The sequence below is a fragment of the Paenibacillus contaminans genome (assembly GCF_003285015.1).
GTDB classification, from domain to species: domain Bacteria; phylum Bacillota; class Bacilli; order Paenibacillales; family NBRC-103111; genus Paenibacillus_V; species Paenibacillus_V contaminans.
In genome coordinates this window covers 505,551-523,305 of the sequence record NZ_QMFB01000002.1, presented here as the reverse complement: position 1 = coordinate 523,305, position 17,755 = coordinate 505,551, and the positions used below count along the sequence as shown (strand labels likewise).

Annotated in this window: 17 protein-coding genes; 13 read left to right on the top strand and 4 right to left on the bottom strand. The window is 53.0% G+C overall.

What is annotated here, in order from left to right; genetic code table 11:
- On the top strand, positions 1-1,026 hold the full coding sequence (locus tag DQG23_RS06395) for a sensor histidine kinase (protein WP_192894551.1): 1,026 nt from the start codon (positions 1-3) through the stop codon (positions 1,024-1,026).
- Between the two features lie 83 nt (positions 1,027-1,109).
- Entirely contained in the window at positions 1,110-1,766 is a 657-nt protein-coding gene (locus DQG23_RS06390; protein WP_113029967.1) for a response regulator, read from the top strand.
- Between the two features lie 70 nt (positions 1,767-1,836).
- Here the strand turns inward: DQG23_RS06390 and DQG23_RS06385 are convergent, their stop codons facing one another.
- A complete protein-coding gene (locus DQG23_RS06385; RefSeq protein WP_113029966.1) occupies positions 1,837-2,310 on the bottom strand; it encodes a hypothetical protein in 474 nt (157 codons plus the stop codon).
- Between the two features lie 172 nt (positions 2,311-2,482).
- Here DQG23_RS06385 and DQG23_RS06380 point away from each other — a divergent pair, with 172 nt between their 5' ends.
- From DQG23_RS06380 to aroF, 7 genes are all read left to right on the top strand, one after another.
- The gene (locus DQG23_RS06380) at positions 2,483-2,896 is read left to right on the top strand and encodes a YugN family protein (RefSeq protein WP_113029965.1); all 414 of its coding nucleotides are present in this window, start codon (positions 2,483-2,485) and stop codon (positions 2,894-2,896) included.
- 174 nt (positions 2,897-3,070) lie between these two features.
- The gene (locus DQG23_RS06375) at positions 3,071-4,675 is read left to right on the top strand and encodes a S1C family serine protease (RefSeq protein WP_113029964.1); all 1,605 of its coding nucleotides are present in this window, start codon (positions 3,071-3,073) and stop codon (positions 4,673-4,675) included.
- Between the two features lie 141 nt (positions 4,676-4,816).
- Positions 4,817-5,506: a response regulator transcription factor gene (locus DQG23_RS06370; protein ID WP_113029963.1), complete on the top strand. Its 690-nt coding sequence runs from the start codon at positions 4,817-4,819 to the stop codon at positions 5,504-5,506.
- Positions 5,507-5,510: 4 nt separating this feature from the next.
- Positions 5,511-6,998 carry a sensor histidine kinase gene (locus tag DQG23_RS06365; protein WP_113029962.1) on the top strand — a complete coding sequence of 496 codons (1,488 nt, stop codon included), beginning with the start codon at positions 5,511-5,513 and terminating at the stop codon, positions 6,996-6,998.
- An 81-nt stretch (positions 6,999-7,079) separates the two neighbouring features.
- Complete coding sequence (locus DQG23_RS06360) at positions 7,080-8,024, top strand: 4-hydroxy-3-methylbut-2-enyl diphosphate reductase (RefSeq protein ID WP_113029961.1); 945 nt, start codon at positions 7,080-7,082, stop codon at positions 8,022-8,024.
- An 89-nt stretch (positions 8,025-8,113) separates the two neighbouring features.
- Complete coding sequence (locus tag DQG23_RS06355) at positions 8,114-8,734, top strand: DUF2062 domain-containing protein (protein ID WP_238177773.1); 621 nt, start codon at positions 8,114-8,116, stop codon at positions 8,732-8,734.
- 165 nt (positions 8,735-8,899) lie between these two features.
- Positions 8,900-9,958: a 3-deoxy-7-phosphoheptulonate synthase gene (gene aroF, locus DQG23_RS06350; RefSeq protein WP_113029960.1), complete on the top strand. Its 1,059-nt coding sequence runs from the start codon at positions 8,900-8,902 to the stop codon at positions 9,956-9,958.
- Positions 9,959-10,204: 246 nt separating this feature from the next.
- Here aroF and DQG23_RS06345 read toward each other — a convergent pair whose 3' ends face one another.
- On the bottom strand, positions 10,205-11,719 hold the full coding sequence (locus DQG23_RS06345; RefSeq protein WP_113029959.1) for a HEAT repeat domain-containing protein: 1,515 nt from the start codon (positions 11,717-11,719) through the stop codon (positions 10,205-10,207).
- Between the two features lie 457 nt (positions 11,720-12,176).
- Between DQG23_RS06345 and glnA the strand changes: the two genes are divergently transcribed.
- The 3 genes from glnA to DQG23_RS06330 all read left to right on the top strand — a co-directional run bounded on the left by glnA (position 12,177) and on the right by DQG23_RS06330 (position 14,469).
- On the top strand, positions 12,177-13,601 hold the full coding sequence (gene glnA, locus DQG23_RS06340; protein WP_113029958.1) for a type I glutamate--ammonia ligase: 1,425 nt from the start codon (positions 12,177-12,179) through the stop codon (positions 13,599-13,601).
- A gap of 245 nt (positions 13,602-13,846) precedes the next feature.
- Positions 13,847-14,113 carry a helix-turn-helix domain-containing protein gene (locus tag DQG23_RS06335; protein WP_113029957.1) on the top strand — a complete coding sequence of 89 codons (267 nt, stop codon included), beginning with the start codon at positions 13,847-13,849 and terminating at the stop codon, positions 14,111-14,113.
- Positions 14,114-14,286: 173 nt separating this feature from the next.
- Entirely contained in the window at positions 14,287-14,469 is a 183-nt protein-coding gene (locus tag DQG23_RS06330; protein WP_113029956.1) for a hypothetical protein, read from the top strand.
- On the opposite strand, the gene thpR is transcribed toward DQG23_RS06330, so the two are convergent.
- On the bottom strand, positions 14,448-15,074 hold the full coding sequence (gene thpR / locus DQG23_RS06325) for an RNA 2',3'-cyclic phosphodiesterase (protein WP_113029955.1): 627 nt from the start codon (positions 15,072-15,074) through the stop codon (positions 14,448-14,450). The genes DQG23_RS06330 and thpR overlap by 22 nt on opposite strands.
- Before the next feature lie 193 nt (positions 15,075-15,267).
- Here thpR and serC point away from each other — a divergent pair, with 193 nt between their 5' ends.
- On the top strand, positions 15,268-16,356 hold the full coding sequence (serC, locus tag DQG23_RS06320; RefSeq protein WP_113029954.1) for a 3-phosphoserine/phosphohydroxythreonine transaminase: 1,089 nt from the start codon (positions 15,268-15,270) through the stop codon (positions 16,354-16,356).
- A gap of 52 nt (positions 16,357-16,408) precedes the next feature.
- On the opposite strand, the gene DQG23_RS06315 is transcribed toward serC, so the two are convergent.
- Positions 16,409-17,545 (bottom strand): ROK family transcriptional regulator, encoded by a 1,137-nt coding sequence (locus tag DQG23_RS06315; RefSeq protein WP_113029953.1) that lies wholly within the window; start codon positions 17,543-17,545, stop codon positions 16,409-16,411.
- Positions 17,546-17,755 lie beyond the last annotated feature (210 nt).

Here is a 17,755-nt window from a genome sequence, read left to right as displayed (position 1 = left end):
ATGATGGATCGGATCAAGAACGCCAAATGGCGAACGCCCATTTATCATTTTGCGGGGGCTTGCTTGACCTTGGCGCTCGGTTTGCTCGGCTGGCTGTATTTGCCGGTTCAGACGCTGGCGCAAGACAAGCCGATGGTGCTGATGGCGCTTGTGCTCGGTTTGCTGCTGATCGGTCCCACGATCGGATATTGGGCGGCCCGAGGCGTACAGCGCGACGTCGACAAGCTTCATCTTGCGATTAAGCAAGCGGTGAAAGGAAATTTGTCCGAACGGATTCCGCTCTCCGGAAACGGGGGCTTCGATGCGATTTATCAAGATTTCAACGAGATGAGCGAATCGCTGGAGGGCCGCATCAAGCTATTGCGGAAGCTGGGCGAGGAGAACGTCATGCTGCAGGCGCAATCGAACGAGGCGGCTGTGCTGGAGGAGCGGAAGCGGCTTGCGCGGGATTTGCACGATACGGTAAGCCAGCAGCTTTTTGCGATTCATATGTCAGCGTCTTCGCTGGAAAAGCTGCTTGATGCGCGTCCCGAAATGGTGAAAACCGTCGTGGAGCAGCTGGTGACGATGTCGCAGCATGCCCAGAAGCAAATGCGCAGTCTGATTGCGCAGCTCCGGCCCCTCGAGCTTGAAGGCAAAACGCTGCACGGGGCGCTGGACCAATGGTTTCCCGTATATTGCTCGCAGAACGGCTTGCAGGGAAAGCTCGATGTCAGATTGGACGACAGGCTGTCCGATGCGATCGAGCATCAGCTGTTTCTCATCATCCAGGAGGCGATGGCCAATGTCGTCAAACATGCGCGAGCGAATCATGTCATGCTGCTGCTTCACGACGGAGGGCGGCAGATCGTTCTGCAAATCGACGACAACGGCATCGGCTTCGAGCCGGGCGGCGCTCAACGTTCCTCTTACGGCTTGTCCACAATGAAGGAGCGGGCGCAGCGGCTGGGCGGCGACGCCGAAGTGCGCAGTTTGGTCGGAAAGGGCACGACCGTCAAAATTTCGATTCCGAAATTTTCATCATAATAATACTTGTTCAATAAGCCGGCTAACCGCCGGGACCGGGACTGGGAAGGTTCAACCCGACTGAAGAAGGAGGAGCGAATTGGATGAGCGGGGAAATTAAAGTGTTGATCGTCGACGACCACGATATGGTCCGGCTGGGCTTGAAAACTTATTTGCTGCTGGAAGCGGATATTCGCGTAGTAGGGGAGGCGGCGAACGGTAAGGAAGCGGCCGATATGCTCGAACGGAACGAGGTAGAGCTGCCGGACGTTATTTTAATGGATTTGATGATGCCCGTCATGGACGGCGTTGAGGCGACGGAGCGGATTATCGGCAAGCTGCCGCAGATGAAAATCGTTATGCTGACGAGTTTTCTGGAAGAGGAGAAGGTTGTAAAGGCGATAGAAGCCGGGGCTGTCAGCTACGTATTGAAGACGATCTCGTCCGATCAGCTTGTGCATGTCATTCGCGGCGCTCACCAAGGCATGCCTGTCATGAACTCGGAGGTTTCCCAGGCGCTGACCCGCGGCCTGCGGCAGCGTTCGGTCCAGCAGGACGGGGACGAGGGCTTCACGATACGCGAGAAGGAAGTGCTGCTCCTGATTGCGGAAGGCAAATCGAACAAGGAAATCGCGGACGAGCTCCACATCAGCATCAAGACGGTCAAAACGCATGTCAGCAACCTGCTTATGAAATGCGAAATGGAAGACCGCACGCAGCTTGCCATATATGCCCACCGCAAGGGCTTGGCGGCGAAATAATCCGATCGCAGGAAAAGGGAACGGCCCGATATTTCGAGCCGCTCCTTTTTTTATCCTTGTTCCGCAAATGTTACTTGAACAAGTCCTTCACATCGTATTTTTTCACGAATGGCTTCAAGCTATGCTTAAACGTAAACAAAAGCGGCTTGCCGTCCGGCGTAAAGATCAGTAAGTAAGGCTTCGCATCCGGTTTTTCCCAGAAAACGAAAACGACGTTCGCGGTTCCTTTGAACCACTGATTGTCGACTTTGACCGGCGGATCGAGCGGAACCTTCCAAACGACGCCTTGCTGCGGATTGATGACGGCATTCGGCACGGGGCCTTCGATCGATTTCAGCCATTTGGAGGCTTCTTTATGCGTTTTGCGGTCGGACGGAGCCGTCTTGACGACTTTGCCTTCCTTTACATCGAAAAATTCGACGTCGGTCGGCCCCTGCGCATGAACTTGTGCCGGGAAGCTTCCCAAGGCTACGGCGGCGGCGATAAACAGAAGCAGGAACGAATAAATGAAACGATGATTGCGGTTATTTCTTTGATGTCCCAAAAAGGACACCTCCTTTGCTGAATTGGATGGATGTCATATCCCGCGTCACATTTTGGGGAAATGGTTTGGGCCTATAAATAGTCTTCCCTTCGTGCGGCTCGTTAGCATTGCCACATAAAAACATCCCGCTTGGTTCATCCTAGGGGAAAATGGCAAAGTAAGGAGCGATGAGATGATCTCGTTATCTTCCAAATTGGAAAATGTAGAAGAAGCGTTCGTTAATGTGCAAGAATATTTGGGCGATCATAATTTTTCGCTGGGGGGCAATTGGGATTACGACCACGGATATTTTGACCGCAATCTGGATGAGGAGCGCAAGGTATGGCTTCGGCTCCCGTTTCATGTAACGCATGGCACGATGGAAGGGGAGAGCGACCAATCCGATGCGGTGATCAAATTCGGGCAGCCGTTCGTGCTGAAGCATCTATACAATGAAGGCTTGGACAATATGGCGGAGGCGAAGGTGGTCGGCGCGCTTGTCGACCAGTTTCAGAAGCCGGTGGATCCGGATGCGGACGTGGAGCCGTCGTGGGTCGAGCAGGCGGAGGATGTGCTGAGGAAGGTCGAGAAAGGTCTGCTGCAATAATTTTGCGAAAAAGTCGTTAATTTAGCTCCATTTTAACGTTTTTTAAGGTTCATTTAAGGTTGGGCGTGCATGATAGGGACATGAACGATAACCGCTTGCATATACACGGCGAATAAACGGCGGTATGCAAACGGACCTATAGTGAGCCGGTCTTAAAATGGAGGAGGAACCATCATGGATCAAAACAAAAAAGATTACAGCGACTTTTTCAGAAACTCGAACGATCCTCAGGATCGCAATAAAGAGTTTGATACCGATATCGAAGCCAAGCAAGAGAAGCCTTCCTATTACTATTCGTACGGGCCGTACAAATCTTCGATGAACGAAGAGCAGCAGCCGGAACCGACGGCTTCCCAATCGTCGGTTCCCGACAATCAAGTGGAGATGACGCCGCCGCGTCCGATCCGTCCTTTCGGCCTTCAGCAGGATAATAACGCCGCGATGCAGCAGCCTACGGCGTCTTGGACGATCAGCGGTCCGCCGAAGAAAGGCAGCATGTTCAAATCCGGCTTTGCCGCTTTTCTGGCAGGGGCGGTCGTAGTAGGATCGCTAATGTTCGCTTCGGACAAAATGAATCTTTTTACGGGCGACAGCGGCGTATTGGGTTCGAACGGCAGCGGGACGGGCTCGTCGGCGCCGGCTTCATCGAATTCGGGTTCCGGCGGCGGAACGAAAAACGTAGCGCTCGATATGGGGCGACCCGACAATATTTCGTCGATCGTTCAGAACGCCAGCCCGGCGGTCGTCAAAATTGAAACGTTCGTCAAAGCCCAATCGCGTTCCCGCAGCGGCGGCTCGATTATGGACGATCCGTTCTTCCAATACTTCTTCGGGGACGGAGGAAGCCAGCAGCAGCCGAAGTCAAATAACGGCGGCAAAAGCGGCAGCACGGACGGAAAATTGCAGGAAGCCGGAATGGGCTCGGGATTCATTTTCCAGAAGGACGGCTATATCCTGACCAACCAGCACGTGGTTGACGGCGCGGATGAAATTCAAGTGACGGTTCAAGGCTACGATACGCCATTCAAAGCGGAACTGCTCGGCAACAGCTATGATCTCGACTTGGCCGTTCTGAAAATCAAAGGGGACAAAGAGTTCCCGATTCTTCCGATGAGCAAGCAAGAAAGCGATGTTAACGTCGGCGACTGGGTAGTGGCGATCGGCAACCCGTACGGCTTCGATCATACGGTAACGGTCGGCGTGCTGAGCGCCAAGGAACGTCCGATCAGCATTCCGGACAGCAAAGGAACGCGCAATTATCAGCATCTGCTGCAAACGGACGCTTCCATCAACCCGGGCAACTCCGGCGGCCCGCTGCTTAACCTGAACGGCGAAGTGATCGGCATCAACACGGCCGTCAGCTCGCAAGCGCAAGGCATCGGCTTCGCCATTCCTACGAAAACTGTGGAAGAAGTGCTCGACAAATTGATCAAAAACGTTGAAATTCCTAAGCAGCCCGATCCGTATGTCGGCATCACGATGGAACCTATCGACCAATCGTATTTGAAAGAGCTCAAAATCGATTCCACCGACGGCGTTCTCGTGGCGACGGTCGACTTCGGCGGACCGGCGTTCAAAGCGGGAGTTCGCAACTATGACGTCATTCAGTCGATCAACGGTGAGGCGGTTAAAAATCCGACCGAGCTGAAGGCGAAGGTGCAGTCGTTCAAGGTCGGCGATAAAATTACGATGGGTATCGTGCGCGACGGCAAAAAGCTCGATGTCGAAGTCACGATCGGCAACCGCAACGACGTTCAGCAGCAAAATCAACAGCAATAAGCCGGCTGCGATAAGCCGCTAACGAAGAAGCAGTCCGTGCGGCTGCTTCTTTCTTTGGTCTTCTTAGCGGTCATTTGACGAAATTTTTGGTAAAATATATAACAGGACAAGCTCTGCAACCCATAAGAAGGATGTGACCCGATGCGCGAAAAAATATTGGTGGTTGACGACGACGATAAAATAATTTCGATGCTGCGCCGCAGTCTCGCATTTGAAGGATATACCGTATTTACGGCGGATAACGGACAGGAAGGGCTCAGGCAGGTGCTCGAACAGGAGCCGGACTTGATCGTGCTCGACGTTATGATGCCGAAGGTCGACGGCTGGGAGGTCGTGCGGCGGCTTCGCGAGGGCGGCGCCGATACGCCGGTGCTTATGTTAACGGCTAAAGACGAAGTCGGCGATCGCGTAAAAGGGCTCGACCTGGGAGCCGACGATTATCTCGTAAAGCCATTCGCGCTCGAGGAGCTGCTTGCGCGTGTTCGCGTGCTCCTGCGCCGTAAAGCGCAGCGCACCGAGCAGGCTTCGAGCAACCGGGTGTATTACGAGGATGTCGTGATGGATCTCGATACGCGGGAGGTGTTTCGCAGCGAGAAGCGGGTTGATCTGACTACGAAGGAGTTCGAGCTGCTTCATCTGTTTCTGCAAAATCCGAAGCGGGTGTTGTCGCGCGATTTGATTATGGAAAAAATATGGGGCTACGATTACAGCGGAGAGTCTAACGTGCTCGAGGTCTATATAGCGCTCATCAGACAAAAAACGGAAGAGCATGGCGGCAAGCGGCTTATTCAGACGGTCCGCGGCGCGGGTTACGTATTGAGGGGAGAGTAGCGGCATGTCCATCAGGTTGCGCCTGACCCTGTGGTATTCGGGTCTCCTCGCGGTTACGATGCTTGTATTCGGCGTGGTGCTTTACGGGGCGCTTAACGTAATGCTTTACAGCAATCAGAAGAGTCAGATGGAGGAGATCAGCTCTGAGATTCGACAAAAAATAACTGTAACCAGGTGGGTCATTAATGGACAAACGCAGTACGCCGTCAACGGTTTAAACCGGCTCGATCAATTTCGATACCCCGGTTACTTCGTGCAGGTATCCGATCAATCCGGCTCGATTATTAAGAGTACGACGGATTATCCTTTTCCGACCGAAGGCGCTGTAGCGGCGGCAAAAAAAGACAAAAATATGGCTGAACGCTTCAAGGCACAGGGTAAATCTTTCTTTATGTACAATGTGCCGGTTAAGTTTGAAGACAGACAAAACGATGTCGATATATTCGTTGTGTTGCAAGTGGCTGCCATCGTAGACAGCATCGACAATCAAATGAGATTGCTAATGTACGTACTGGTTGTGCTCTTCCTAATCACACTCTTTATTGCAGCTACCTTCGGTTTGTTTCTCGCCCGGAAGGCGCTTAAGCCGATCGACAATATTGTCGCCGCCACAGCGCAGATCGAGAACGGCGCAGACCTTGACAAACGGATCGATTACATCGGCCCGCCGGACGAAATCGGCAAGCTGACTTCGACGATAAACAGCATGCTGGAGCGGATTCAGCTCATGTACGGCGAGCTTGAGGAGTCGAACCGGACGCAGCGCCGTTTCGTTTCCGACGCTTCGCACGAGCTTCGCACCCCGCTTACGACCATTCGCGGCAATGTCGACTTGCTCGAGAAAATGTGGCGTCAGCAGGAGAATGAAAATGAGAATGCACGAGCGCTCGACGATAAGGACAAAATGGAGCTGTCGCTGGAAGCGATGCAGGATATCGCCGGCGAAGCTTCGCGGATGAGCCGTCTCGTCAACGACCTATTGTCGCTGGCGCGGGCTGATACGGGCTTGCAAATTTCCAAAGAAGCGCTGCCAATGCTGCCGATTGTCGAAACGGTCGTCCGCAAAGCGGGCATGCTGCCGAAGTCTGTCGATTTTATCGTCGGCGATTTATCCGCGCTCGAAGGCGCTGTCGTCAGCGGCAGCCGGGATTACTTGCAGCAGCTGCTGTTTATTTTCATAGAAAATGCGTTCAAATATACCGATGAAGGTTATGTGCGGATCGACGCGTTGAAAGGCTCCGATCAGATCGGCGTTCGGATCAGCGATACGGGAATCGGCATGGACAAGGAAGAGGTGCCGCATATTTTCGAGCGCTTCTACCGTGCCGACAAATCCCGCGGACAAACGTCGGGAACCGGGCTCGGACTGTCCATCGCCAAATGGATAATAGACGAGCATGGCGGCTCGATCGAAGTCGCCACACGCAAAGACGAAGGCACGACATTTGTCGTCTGGCTTCCGACAAGCCGCTTCCCCGAGATTATGGAATAAGGTATAATGAGAAAACAGCTCTTATATGATGTATAATGATATAGGAAGCCGGTTTCTTATAAATGATGGGTGGGACAAACTATGGAAGTCATCAAAATATCGCCGCGGGGCTACTGCTATGGGGTAGTCGATGCGATGGCGTTAGCGATGCAGACGGCTAAGAACATAAACCTGCCTCGACCGATATATATTTTGGGCATGATTGTCCATAATGCGCATGTAACGCAGTTTTTCGAGGATGAAGGCATCGTTACGCTCGACGGGGAAAACCGTCTTGAAATTTTGGAACAGGTTGAGAAAGGAACCGTCATTTTTACGGCTCACGGGGTTTCGCCGGAGGTGCGCAAGCGCGCCCGGGACAAGGGCTTGACCGTCGTCGATGCGACTTGTCCGGACGTAACGAGAACGCATGACCTGATTCGCGAGAAGGTAGCGGACGGTTACCGCATCATCTATATCGGGAAGAAAGGGCATCCCGAGCCCGAAGGCGCGCTCGGCATTGCGCCGGATCATGTCCGGCTGATCGAGCGGATCGAGGAGATCGACGCTCTTGAACTCGATACGGAGCGGATCATTATAACGAACCAGACGACGATGAGCCAGTGGGATATCCGCCACATTATGAATGCGCTGATCGCCAAATTTCCGACGGCTGAAATTCATAATGAGATTTGCCTGGCTACGCAGGTGCGTCAGGAAGCGGTAGCGGAGCAGGGCAAGCAGGCGGATCTCGTGCTTGTGGCGGGCGACCCGCGCAGCAACAACTCGAATCGGCTTGCGCAGGTGTCCGAGCAAATTGCCGGCGTTAAGGCGTACAGGATCGGCGACATAAGCGAGCTTCAGCTGGAGTGGCTGCAGGGCGTCCGCAAAGTAGCCGTTACTTCCGGCGCTTCAACGCCAACTCCAATAACGAAAGAATTAATTACATTCTTGGAGCAGTATAACCCCGCAGACGAACAAACTTGGGAGATTAAGCGCACCATCAATATGAAGAAGCTGATCCCTTCCGTCAAAACGAAAAGTTGACCGAAGCCGTCCGTTTTCGCCCTCCCTCGTCGCAAGACGCCCGAAGGCAGACGAGGTATTCCCGTCGACACTACAGGAATGATTTTGCAATGATGCCAGGGGATGGGGTAAGCGACATGGAAAAGCAGGCGAATGATCGTGCCGGATTACCGGCGACGAACAGCGGCGGAGCATTGGTCGAGCCGACAGTGCGCAAGCAAAGAACCCTGCGTGTTCGTATGGCAGGAACTCGCCGCTGGGTGAAATATAAATATTTGATGCTGCTTCGCGCCAAAGGCGGTCCGGCTAAAGTAGCCAAAGGTTTCAGCATCGGCTTGTGGGCTGAGATGTTTACGCTGCCGACCGCGGGACTTGCCGCGTTATTGATTTTACCGGTCGTATATGTAATGCGGGCGAGTCTTCCCGGAGCCTTAATCGGTTTTTTGTTCGGTAAAATCATTTATATTCCGATGTCTTTTATCAATATGAAGGTAGGGAAAATGCTCGTCCCTAAACATTTCGGGGACTATCTGCATTTTCTGCCCGATAAAATAGAGAAGATTGTGAGGGGCGCGTTCCAGCTTATCGTGGGGGGAATGGTCGTCGGTGTCGTTCTTGGAATCGTCACTTACTTCCCGCTCAAATGGCTGCTTGAGGCCTTCGCATCCAAACGTAAAGAAAGACGCAAACGGCGTAAAGCGCAGCTAATGACGCCGGATAACCATTCATAGTGTTGAACGCCGGCCGAATGCAGCCGGCGTTTTTTCGTTCGGCCCCCTCTTGACGGGTCATAACTTTTCTTGTATAGTTGCTTTAACGATTAAAAGCGTATAAGCGTTGAAGCGAACAAGCGTATAAGCGTTGAAGCGTGAAATTACAGAATGGGAGAGATTAATATGATCGTAGTGACATCGAATAAAGTTTCCGAAGAACGGGTAGCGGAGATCGTTAAATATATCGAGAAGCACGGCGTGCAGGCTCACATTTCGCAGGGGGTCGACCGGACGGTAATCGGCATCATCGGCAAGTTCGATCCGACGCTCGCGGAGCATTTGCGCCAAATGAGCGGCGTTGAGCAGGTGCTGAAAATTTCGAAATCTTACAAGCTCGCCAGCCGCGACTTCCATCCGGACAATACGATCATCAAAATCAAAGATGTGGAAATCGGCGGGGATCAGCTGGTTATAATGGGCGGCCCTTGTGCGGTCGAATCTCCCGAGCAAATCGACGAGATCGCGCGTTTAGTCAAAAAAGCCGGCGGCCAAGTGCTTCGCGGCGGCGCCTTCAAACCGCGGACCGGTCCTTACAGCTTCCAAGGCATCGGCGTAGAGGGGCTCGCCATGATGGCGGAGGCCGGCAAAAAGCACGGCTTGCTTACGATTACAGAAGTCATGACGCCGGAATACGTGGATGTTTGCGCGGAGTATGCCGATATCCTGCAGGTCGGAACGCGGAATATGCAAAACTTTGACCTGTTACGCAAGCTCGGCACGATCCAGACGCCGGTGCTGCTCAAGAGAGGCTTTAGCGCGACATACGACGAATTCCTCAATGCGGCGGAGTACATTCTTGCAGGCGGCAACCCGAACGTTATGCTTTGCGAGCGCGGCATTCGCACCTTCGAAACCTACACCCGCAATACGCTGGACTTGGCGGCGATTCCGGTGCTTCAAGGCCTCAGCCACTTGCCGGTCATTTCGGATCCGAGCCATGGCACAGGCCGCCGCGAGCTGGTAGAGTCGATGTGCAAAGCATCCGTCGCTGCGGGAGCGAACGGTTTGATCGTCGAAATGCACACCGATCCCGACAATTCGATGACCGGCGACGGTGTCCAGTCGCTCTTCCCGGATCAGTTCGCAGGCTTGCTGGCCGATCTGGAGAAGCTCGCGCCGCTATGCGGCAAACGGTTCGATACGCCGAAGGAAGTCATCGAGCCGGGCTCCTGGAAGAAGTAAAGGAAAACGGTCGACCGACCGCCGTTATACAGCGAAACCCTTCGCGCCGATATGGTGCGGTAAGACAGCATAAAACCCATCTCCGAATATTCGGATGATGGGTTTTTGCTTTGGCAACTAGGGCACACGCCGGTCATACGACGATGCCATACAGCGGCGGAAAGACACGGGTGAAGGGTTCCGTGTGCCGGCCGCCCCTAGTTTAGACAAGCCATCAGGCCATTCCCTTTATACCTTTCGAGCTTCTTACGGATAAAACGTGCTTGCCGGCGTCGTGGTCGGGCACCAGCGGGAGGAGCGCAAGAAGTCGAGCAGCGCTGCCGATGCTTGCGGCGTACCGATATAGTATAGAGCTTCGGCTGCATGAGCGCGGACGTAACGATTTTCGTCCTCCATCGCCTCGATCAGCTCCGGCAGAGCCGCCTCGGCTTTGGCGCCCAGCTTGCAAAGGGAGAGGCCGGTCATGAAACGCACCTGTACGTCTTCATCCTTCAAGCTTTTGGCCAAGGCGACGACCGAATCGATACCGGGGTCCCCGATCGTGCCGAGCGCTTCCACTACGACTCGGCGAACGGCCTCTGACGAGCCGTTCAGCAGGCGAATGAGCGATGGCAGAGCGGAAGCCGCTTTATCTTGCAGCTCACCCAGAGCGAAGACGGCTAGCGCAACGGTTTCTTCGCGTTCGCTTTGCAGCGCCTCGGTCAAACCGTCCACCGCTTGCTCGCCGGCTGCGGTTAACCCGTAAGCCGCTGAACGGGCGACTTGCTTGCTCTCGTGACGCAGCGCCTGCAGCAGCGCTGAAACGCCGGCATCTCCCAATCGCGCCAAACCGTATGCTGCATTGATGGCCACCGGCTCGAACGGATCCTCGAGCGCTTGGGCCAGCGCAGGCACAGCGCCTGCGGCAGCGGTTTTGCCGCCGAGCAGCGCCAATTGATCGGCGGCGCGCACTCTGCCTTCTTCGCTGGAGCCGCGAAGCTGCTCAAGCAGCGTCACAATATCGCCGTCAGTCTCGGCATATCCCGCATCCTCCGGCGTGGAACGGCCTGACATCCAGTTCCATGTATCGCGCCAAAGCGCTTCATGAGGCAAAATAGGCGTGCTGAAAGCGGCAGGCGTAACCCACTCGGGGTTCCGGTTATCCCATGTCGGTGCGACCGGCGCCTGCGTGCGCATAAATTCGAACTTCAACATATAGCGGTCCAGTCCCGCCGTATTGGCAGTGGAACGATGCCATATATCGTAATGGATAAGAGCGAACGTACCCGCCGCGCCTTTGGCCGTCGCTTCTCCTGCACATTCGTCGGATTCGAACGTACGCGAACCGTAATATTGCGTGCCCGGCATGATGCCGGTCGGGCCGAGCTCGAGCGGCGTATCCTGCGGGAAGTACATGATCATCGCCCACCAAGGCCGGAGGTTGCGCGTGCGGTAATACCCCCAATAGCTGTCTTTATGCCAGCCTCCCGGCTTCGGCGAATTGTTGTAGTGGCCATGGCGATGCGCGTGCAGCATGAAATCGGGACCGAGTACGCTCGTCAGGGCGCCTTTGACTACCGGATGGTCAAACACTTTTTGCAATTCCCGTACTCTTGGGAGCAGGTTGTTGCCCGGATTGCCTTCGTTCTGATACACATGGTTCAGCTTTTCCAGCAGCTGATCGTGAAACGTTTTTGAGAAATCGGTATTAAGAATTAGAAAGCCTTCCGCAATGAACGTCCTCATTTGCTCATCCGTCAATAATCGAAGCGCGTTATCCATCGTAATCCCTCCATGAACTTGTTATAGCTGAGCTCGCTTATACTTCTTAATTATAGGGAGGGGCGGCGAAAGCGAAATGAAGGAAACTAAGGAACGTTTGCACAAAACTAATCTCTTTTTCGCGGCTTATTGATGTTGCCTGGTTGAGTTGATCGTTCGATCGGAGGACTGAATGCGTTGGAGGCCGCTATTTGTATTCCCAAAGGCCGGCTAGATGCATCCGCAGCATGGGATAAAGCTTCTTTTGTGCTCGCTTACAACGCCTATTCAGTTAATATTTTTAACAAAACCCAAATGATGGACATACAATGTTAACATACCTGACACAAGAATAAAAAATACCTGACATAAGTATTGACGCTTAATAACAGCCGAATTATAATAAACACAAGATAAACAAAACTTGAACAATGATCGTCAAGACAGTGGCGAATGTTCGGAATTAGGAGGAATTATCATGTCTGTACAAAACGTTTTGAGCTTAATTAAGGAAAAAAGCATCGAGTGGGTGGATTTCCGTTTTGTCGATTTGCTGGGCAAAGCGCATCATATTTCCGTACCGGCTGTCGAAGTCGACGAAAGCACGTTCGCAAATGGGGTAGCTTTCGACGGTTCATCGATCCAAGGGTTCAAAGGTATTGAAGAATCTGACATGGTAATGATGCCGGACACCGAATCGGCCTACATTGACGCTTTCACGCAGCATCCGACATTGATCATAATGTGCAACATTTTCACGCCGGACGGCGAACGCTACGACCGCGACCCGCGGGGCATCGCTCAGAAAGCGGAAGAGTACATGCAAAATGCAGGCGTAGGCACGGCGGCTTACTTCGCTCCTGAATCCGAGTTTTTCATCTTCGACGAAGTGCGTTACGAAACGGGCATCAACAAATCGTACTTCGAAGTCGATTCCGAAGAAGCGTTCTGGAACACGGGCCGCAAAGAAGAAGGCGGCAACCTCGGTTTCAAAGTCGGGCACAAGGGCGGTTATGTACCGGTTGCTCCGACTGACACGCAGCAAGATATCCGCAGCGAAATGTGCCGTCTTATGATGGAAGCGGGCCTGCGCATCGAGCGTCATCACCACGAAGTGGCGACTGCCGGCCAAGGCGAAATCAACTTCCGTTTCGACACGCTGACCAAAACAGCCGACAACTTGATGAAATATAAATATATCATCCACAACGTAGCTCGCCAGTGGGGCAAAGTGGCAACCTTCATGCCGAAGCCGCTGTTCGGCGACAACGGAAGCGGGATGCACGTTCACCAATCGATCTTTAACGGCGACACGCCTTTGTTCTATGAGAAAGGCGGCTACGCGAACCTGAGCGAAATGGCGCTGCACTACATCGGCGGTATTTTGTACCACGCTCCGGCACTGATCGCGATCACGAACCCGAGCACAAACTCGTTCAAACGTCTCGTACCTGGCTACGAAGCGCCGGTTAACCTTGTATTCTCCAAAGGCAACCGTTCCGCAGCCGTTCGTATTCCGGTTGCAGCGGTTACGCCGAAAGGCTGCCGCATCGAGTTCCGTACGCCGGACTCCACGGCTAACCCTTACCTTGCTTTCGCAGCAATGCTGATGGCAGGACTTGACGGCATCAAGAAACAAATCGATCCGAGCAAATTGGGCTACGGACCGTTCGACAAAAACATTTACGAGCTTTCCTCCGCCGAGCTTTCCGAAATCCGCAGCGTTCCTGCAAGCCTGGACGAGGCGCTTGACGCCCTGCAAGCGGACAGCGAGTTCTTGACTGAAGGCGGCGTATTCTCGCAAGACTTCATCAACAACTACATCGAGCTTAAGCGCTCCGAAGCTAAAGCGGTATCGATCCGTATTCATCCGCACGAGTATTCGCTCTACTTCGACTGTTAATTTGCGCCTCGCATCCAATGACGTATGCGAACCTCCAGGCCTTCCTGGAGGTTTTTTTTGAAACATTATGGCGTTTTCTTCAATAAAAGCGCATTTTTAGGAGAGCGTTTTTCCTCAAATCGCTTTTAGATTGGAATATCGATTCGATAGGTTGCCTGTTACTTGTCCGCACAGATATTTCAACGCGAAACGGATTCCTTAGGAAAGGACGGCTTAGCCGAATCCGGATTGGGAGGAGAAAAATAATGAACAATTGGAGTGAAGCAAGTTTAACGACCGATGAGAATGAGGAGATTACGTCGCAGCTGGCGGCCAAAATCGTAGCGCGCAGGCACGAGCTGGGCCTTACGCAAGCGCAGCTCGCGGAACGGGCGGGACTGAAGCAGGCTGCGATCGCCAGGCTGGAGAGAAGCGGCGTCATTCCGCGGATCGACACGCTGCATACGGTGGCGCAGGCGATGGGGCTCAAGTTAGATCTCGTAACGGATGATCCGACCGCTGCAGCGATGTAAGAAGGGGATTCCGGCCGTTCCGCTTGCAGCACGATAACCGGCTGGCGTTCGCAAAGTTTTCTTTTGTTTAACGGGCTGGAAACGGGTATAATCGTAATAGCTATTCGAAAAACTGTCGATCGGTTCGGCAGTTTTTTGTTGACATGGAAAGCCGGAAAGGAAACTGCCCCGTAATGAAAAGTAAAGTGGTTATCGTCATCATGTTCGTTTTGCTCGGAATCGCCATGATCTCTTATACGATTTCGATTATCCGGAACTACGGCAAAACGGAAAATCCGACTCCGCCGGCAGCTCAGGCTGCCGAATACGCCCTGAATTCCGCTGCGATGCAGCTCTATGTGCCTTTCAAAGGATAACGCTCGACGATTTCGTACATAGGAGACTGCCCCAAATGGCTGACGTACAGAACGCAAGCTTCCGCCTGCCATGAGAGCGGGCTCTTTGTCGTTTCCGTGGAAGGCCGCTCGTCCGATTGCGCTGCCGGAAGCGGCAGCCCGGCGGCTTCCGCATGGGAAGCAAGTGCCTCCCGTGCCAGCGGCTCTGTGCCCTTATAGCGGCGTGCTAGACTGATATGAGGCCTGTACGGCTGCTCTTCAGCCGCGTAGCCCGCTTTGGCCATGGCGCTTTCCACGGCTTGCTGCAAACGATGGAGCGCTGCAAGATCTCCTCGCACGCCGCCCCATAAAATGCGCGGAGCCGCATTGGGGCCGAAAATGCCCAGCGATTCGACGGCGAGCGGAAATCGGCCGACGGTTCGGGCGGCATCTCTCAAAGGCTCCGAAAGCTTGGCCGCCTGCTCCTGTGAAGTGTCGCCTAGAAACTTCAGCGTGATATGAAAGTCTTCGGGATGAACCCATTTTTGAAAAGGGAGCCGCTCCCGAAGCAAGCTGCATTTTTCACTCAAAGCGCTTTTAATCGCCGCCGGCATCGGCAGTGCGACGAAGAGACGAACATCGGACATTGGGCTGCCTCCTCAATTATTCAAGTAAACGATCATAATTTAGCATTCGTGTATGCAGGCTTATCCATTCACGATTGCGTCACACGTTTCTCCGATTTTTAGACAAAAGAGACAAAAAACGCTTTAATCGCTTGAAGCGTCGCAAGAATCTTGCTATCATATCGATATTACATTGAAGCGAAGGTGGATTACGATGACGAAACGAGCATACAATTTCAATGCGGGGCCGGCGGCGCTACCGCTTGAGGTACTGCAGCAGGCGCAGCAGGAATTCGTCGATTTCAAAGGAATCGGCATGTCGATTATGGAAATTTCCCACCGCAGCAAAGAATATGAGCAAGTTAACGGCGAAACGCAGCAGCTGCTGCTGGAGCTGCTCGGACTGCCTTCCGGCTATAAGGTGCTCTTCCTGCAAGGCGGAGCCAGCACGCAATTCGCGATGATTCCGATGAATCTGCTTACGGCGGACAAGGTCGGCGCTTATGTAATGACAGGCAGCTGGGCGGAGAAAGCCTACCAAGAGGCGCAGCTGTTCGGGGAAACGTTCCTTGCAGCCAGCTCGAACGAAAGCGGACCGTTGAACATTCCGGCGCTGAGCGATATCCGCGTACCGGACAATGCCGCATATCTGCACGTAACCTCGAATGAAACGATCGCGGGGACGCAGTTCCACGAATTCCCGGACACGGGCAGCGTGCCGCTGATCGGCGACATGTCGAGCGATATTTTGTCGCGTTCGTTCGACGCTTCGAAATTTGCGATGATTTATGCCGGCGCTCAGAAAAACCTGGGACCGTCCGGCGTAACGGTAGTCGTTGCACGCGAAGACTTCCTGAAGGACTCGCCTAAGCATGTGCCGACAATGCTGCGTTACAGCACGCATATCAAGAACGATTCCTTATACAATACGCCTCCGGCATATTCCGTATATATCGTTAACCTGGTTCTGAAATGGATCAAAGCGAACGGCGGTCTCTCCGTCATGGAGCAGCGCAACATCGAGAAGACCGCTCTCGTGTACGATACGATCGATAACAGCGGCGGCTTCTACGAGGGGCTAGCGACGAAGGACAGCCGCTCGATCATGAACATTACGTTCAAGCTGCAAAGCGAAGAGCTGGAGAAAGCGTTCATCAAGGAATCCGAAGCGAACGGCTTCGTCGGTTTGAAGGGCCACCGCAGCGTAGGACATCTGCGCGCGTCGACCTACAACGCCGTGCCGTACGAAAGCTGCAAAGCGCTCGCCGATTTTATGGCGGATTTTCAAAAACGGAACGGATAATCGAAAATAATCAAAGAGCAGCCGAAGCCGGCTGCTCTTTTGTTTTGAATGGCTAAGGATACAGCTGAATCAGCTTTGATTTTGCCAATATCAGAGCACCGTATATGCCTTCCAAATCGCCGAAAGAATTTTTGTCTATGCTCAGAACCACATTGGCAAATCGGTTGGCGCGCAGACGAACCGTTCGTTTGAGCTCGTCCAGCAATAGAGGCAGGCTGTCGAACAGCTGGCCGCCTAAATAGATGTACTGCGGATTGAATAAATTGACGACGTTGCTCAAGGCTATGCCTATGGCGTTGCCGGCTTCGATGCAAACGTTCAATGCTGCTTTGTTGTTCTGCTTGTAGGCTTCCGCAAGAGGGACGCCGGAGCTGTCCAAATCTTCGAATTTTTCTTCAATCATTTGATAAGGCCCGAACATTTCCAGACAGCCGTAGTTGCCGCACAAGCATTGCCGTCCTTTCTCGTCCACCGTCACATGCCCCAGGAGGCCCCCGACATTGCTGGCTCCTCTAATGATCTGGCCGTTGATCATCATGCCGGCGACGATCCCTTTTCCGATATGAACGACGATGAAATTATCCACGTCTTTCGCTTGCCCGATCAGTTTTTCGGCGAGCGCCATCGTTCGCCCGCCTTCCTCCAGATAGACAGGACAGCCAAAAGCCTGCTGCAGCCCGGAGACTGCCGGAAGGTCATCCCAGCCGGCTACGTTCGGAATGTTCAAAATCCGCGTTTGCTCCGCATTGATAATACCGGTAACGCCGATTCCGATGGCATCCAGCGATTGGGCGTCAACGCCATGCTCCTGCAGGAAATCGTTAAGCCGTCTTATTAAAGCCGCGAGCTTGTCCGGATCATTCTCAAACTCCGTTACGGGTGTGGATGATTGATGCAAAAGGTTCATATTATTGTCGGCTATCGCAAAACGAATCCAGTAGCCGCCGATGTCAATTCCGAGGAAGCGGAAACGGTCGGGATTGGAGTGCAGGAACACTTCCTTGCGGCCGGGGCCGCTGCTGGCTCTTTCTTTGCCTTCCAAGACGTATTTCTGATCGAGTAATTCCTTCGTAATATTCGTAACTGCAGCTTGGGAAAGCCCAGAACGAAAGGCAAGCTCCTTGCGGGATATTTCTCCGTGAAGGTTGATCAATTTTAAGATAGAAAGCTGCGTCTCGGTGAGATTCATAACGGCGTCCCTTCAATAATTGATTATTTTAATTAATTATACAACTTTATGCGGAATAAAGCCATTTATATGCCTAGAAAATCAGGTTTTTAAAAAAGGGTTTACAGAAATGGAGTTTGTTTTTATAATTGATTAAGTAAGAAAATCAATAAAATAATATTTAGTCGATTATTCAGGGGTTATTGTGAAGAATGAGGTATTTATCTTTAT

What these genes read in the sequence shown, in the direction of transcription:
- DQG23_RS06395 (WP_192894551.1), top strand. Translation starts at nt 1, where the DNA reads ATGATGGATCGGATCAAGAACGCCAAATGGCGAACGCCCATTTATCAT.
- DQG23_RS06390 (WP_113029967.1), top strand. Translation starts at nt 1,110, where the DNA reads ATGAGCGGGGAAATTAAAGTGTTGATCGTCGACGACCACGATATGGTC.
- DQG23_RS06380 (WP_113029965.1), top strand. Translation starts at nt 2,483, where the DNA reads ATGATCTCGTTATCTTCCAAATTGGAAAATGTAGAAGAAGCGTTCGTT.
- DQG23_RS06375 (WP_113029964.1), top strand. Translation starts at nt 3,071, where the DNA reads ATGGATCAAAACAAAAAAGATTACAGCGACTTTTTCAGAAACTCGAAC.
- DQG23_RS06370 (WP_113029963.1), top strand. Translation starts at nt 4,817, where the DNA reads ATGCGCGAAAAAATATTGGTGGTTGACGACGACGATAAAATAATTTCG.
- DQG23_RS06365 (WP_113029962.1), top strand. Translation starts at nt 5,511, where the DNA reads ATGTCCATCAGGTTGCGCCTGACCCTGTGGTATTCGGGTCTCCTCGCG.
- DQG23_RS06360 (WP_113029961.1), top strand. Translation starts at nt 7,080, where the DNA reads ATGGAAGTCATCAAAATATCGCCGCGGGGCTACTGCTATGGGGTAGTC.
- DQG23_RS06355 (WP_238177773.1), top strand. Translation starts at nt 8,114, where the DNA reads ATGATGCCAGGGGATGGGGTAAGCGACATGGAAAAGCAGGCGAATGAT.
- aroF (WP_113029960.1), top strand. Translation starts at nt 8,900, where the DNA reads ATGATCGTAGTGACATCGAATAAAGTTTCCGAAGAACGGGTAGCGGAG.
- DQG23_RS06345 (WP_113029959.1), bottom strand. Translation starts at nt 11,719, where the DNA reads ATGGATAACGCGCTTCGATTATTGACGGATGAGCAAATGAGGACGTTC.
- glnA (WP_113029958.1), top strand. Translation starts at nt 12,177, where the DNA reads ATGTCTGTACAAAACGTTTTGAGCTTAATTAAGGAAAAAAGCATCGAG.
- DQG23_RS06335 (WP_113029957.1), top strand. Translation starts at nt 13,847, where the DNA reads ATGAACAATTGGAGTGAAGCAAGTTTAACGACCGATGAGAATGAGGAG.
- DQG23_RS06330 (WP_113029956.1), top strand. Translation starts at nt 14,287, where the DNA reads ATGAAAAGTAAAGTGGTTATCGTCATCATGTTCGTTTTGCTCGGAATC.
- thpR (WP_113029955.1), bottom strand. Translation starts at nt 15,074, where the DNA reads ATGTCCGATGTTCGTCTCTTCGTCGCACTGCCGATGCCGGCGGCGATT.
- serC (WP_113029954.1), top strand. Translation starts at nt 15,268, where the DNA reads ATGACGAAACGAGCATACAATTTCAATGCGGGGCCGGCGGCGCTACCG.
- DQG23_RS06315 (WP_113029953.1), bottom strand. Translation starts at nt 17,545, where the DNA reads ATGAATCTCACCGAGACGCAGCTTTCTATCTTAAAATTGATCAACCTT.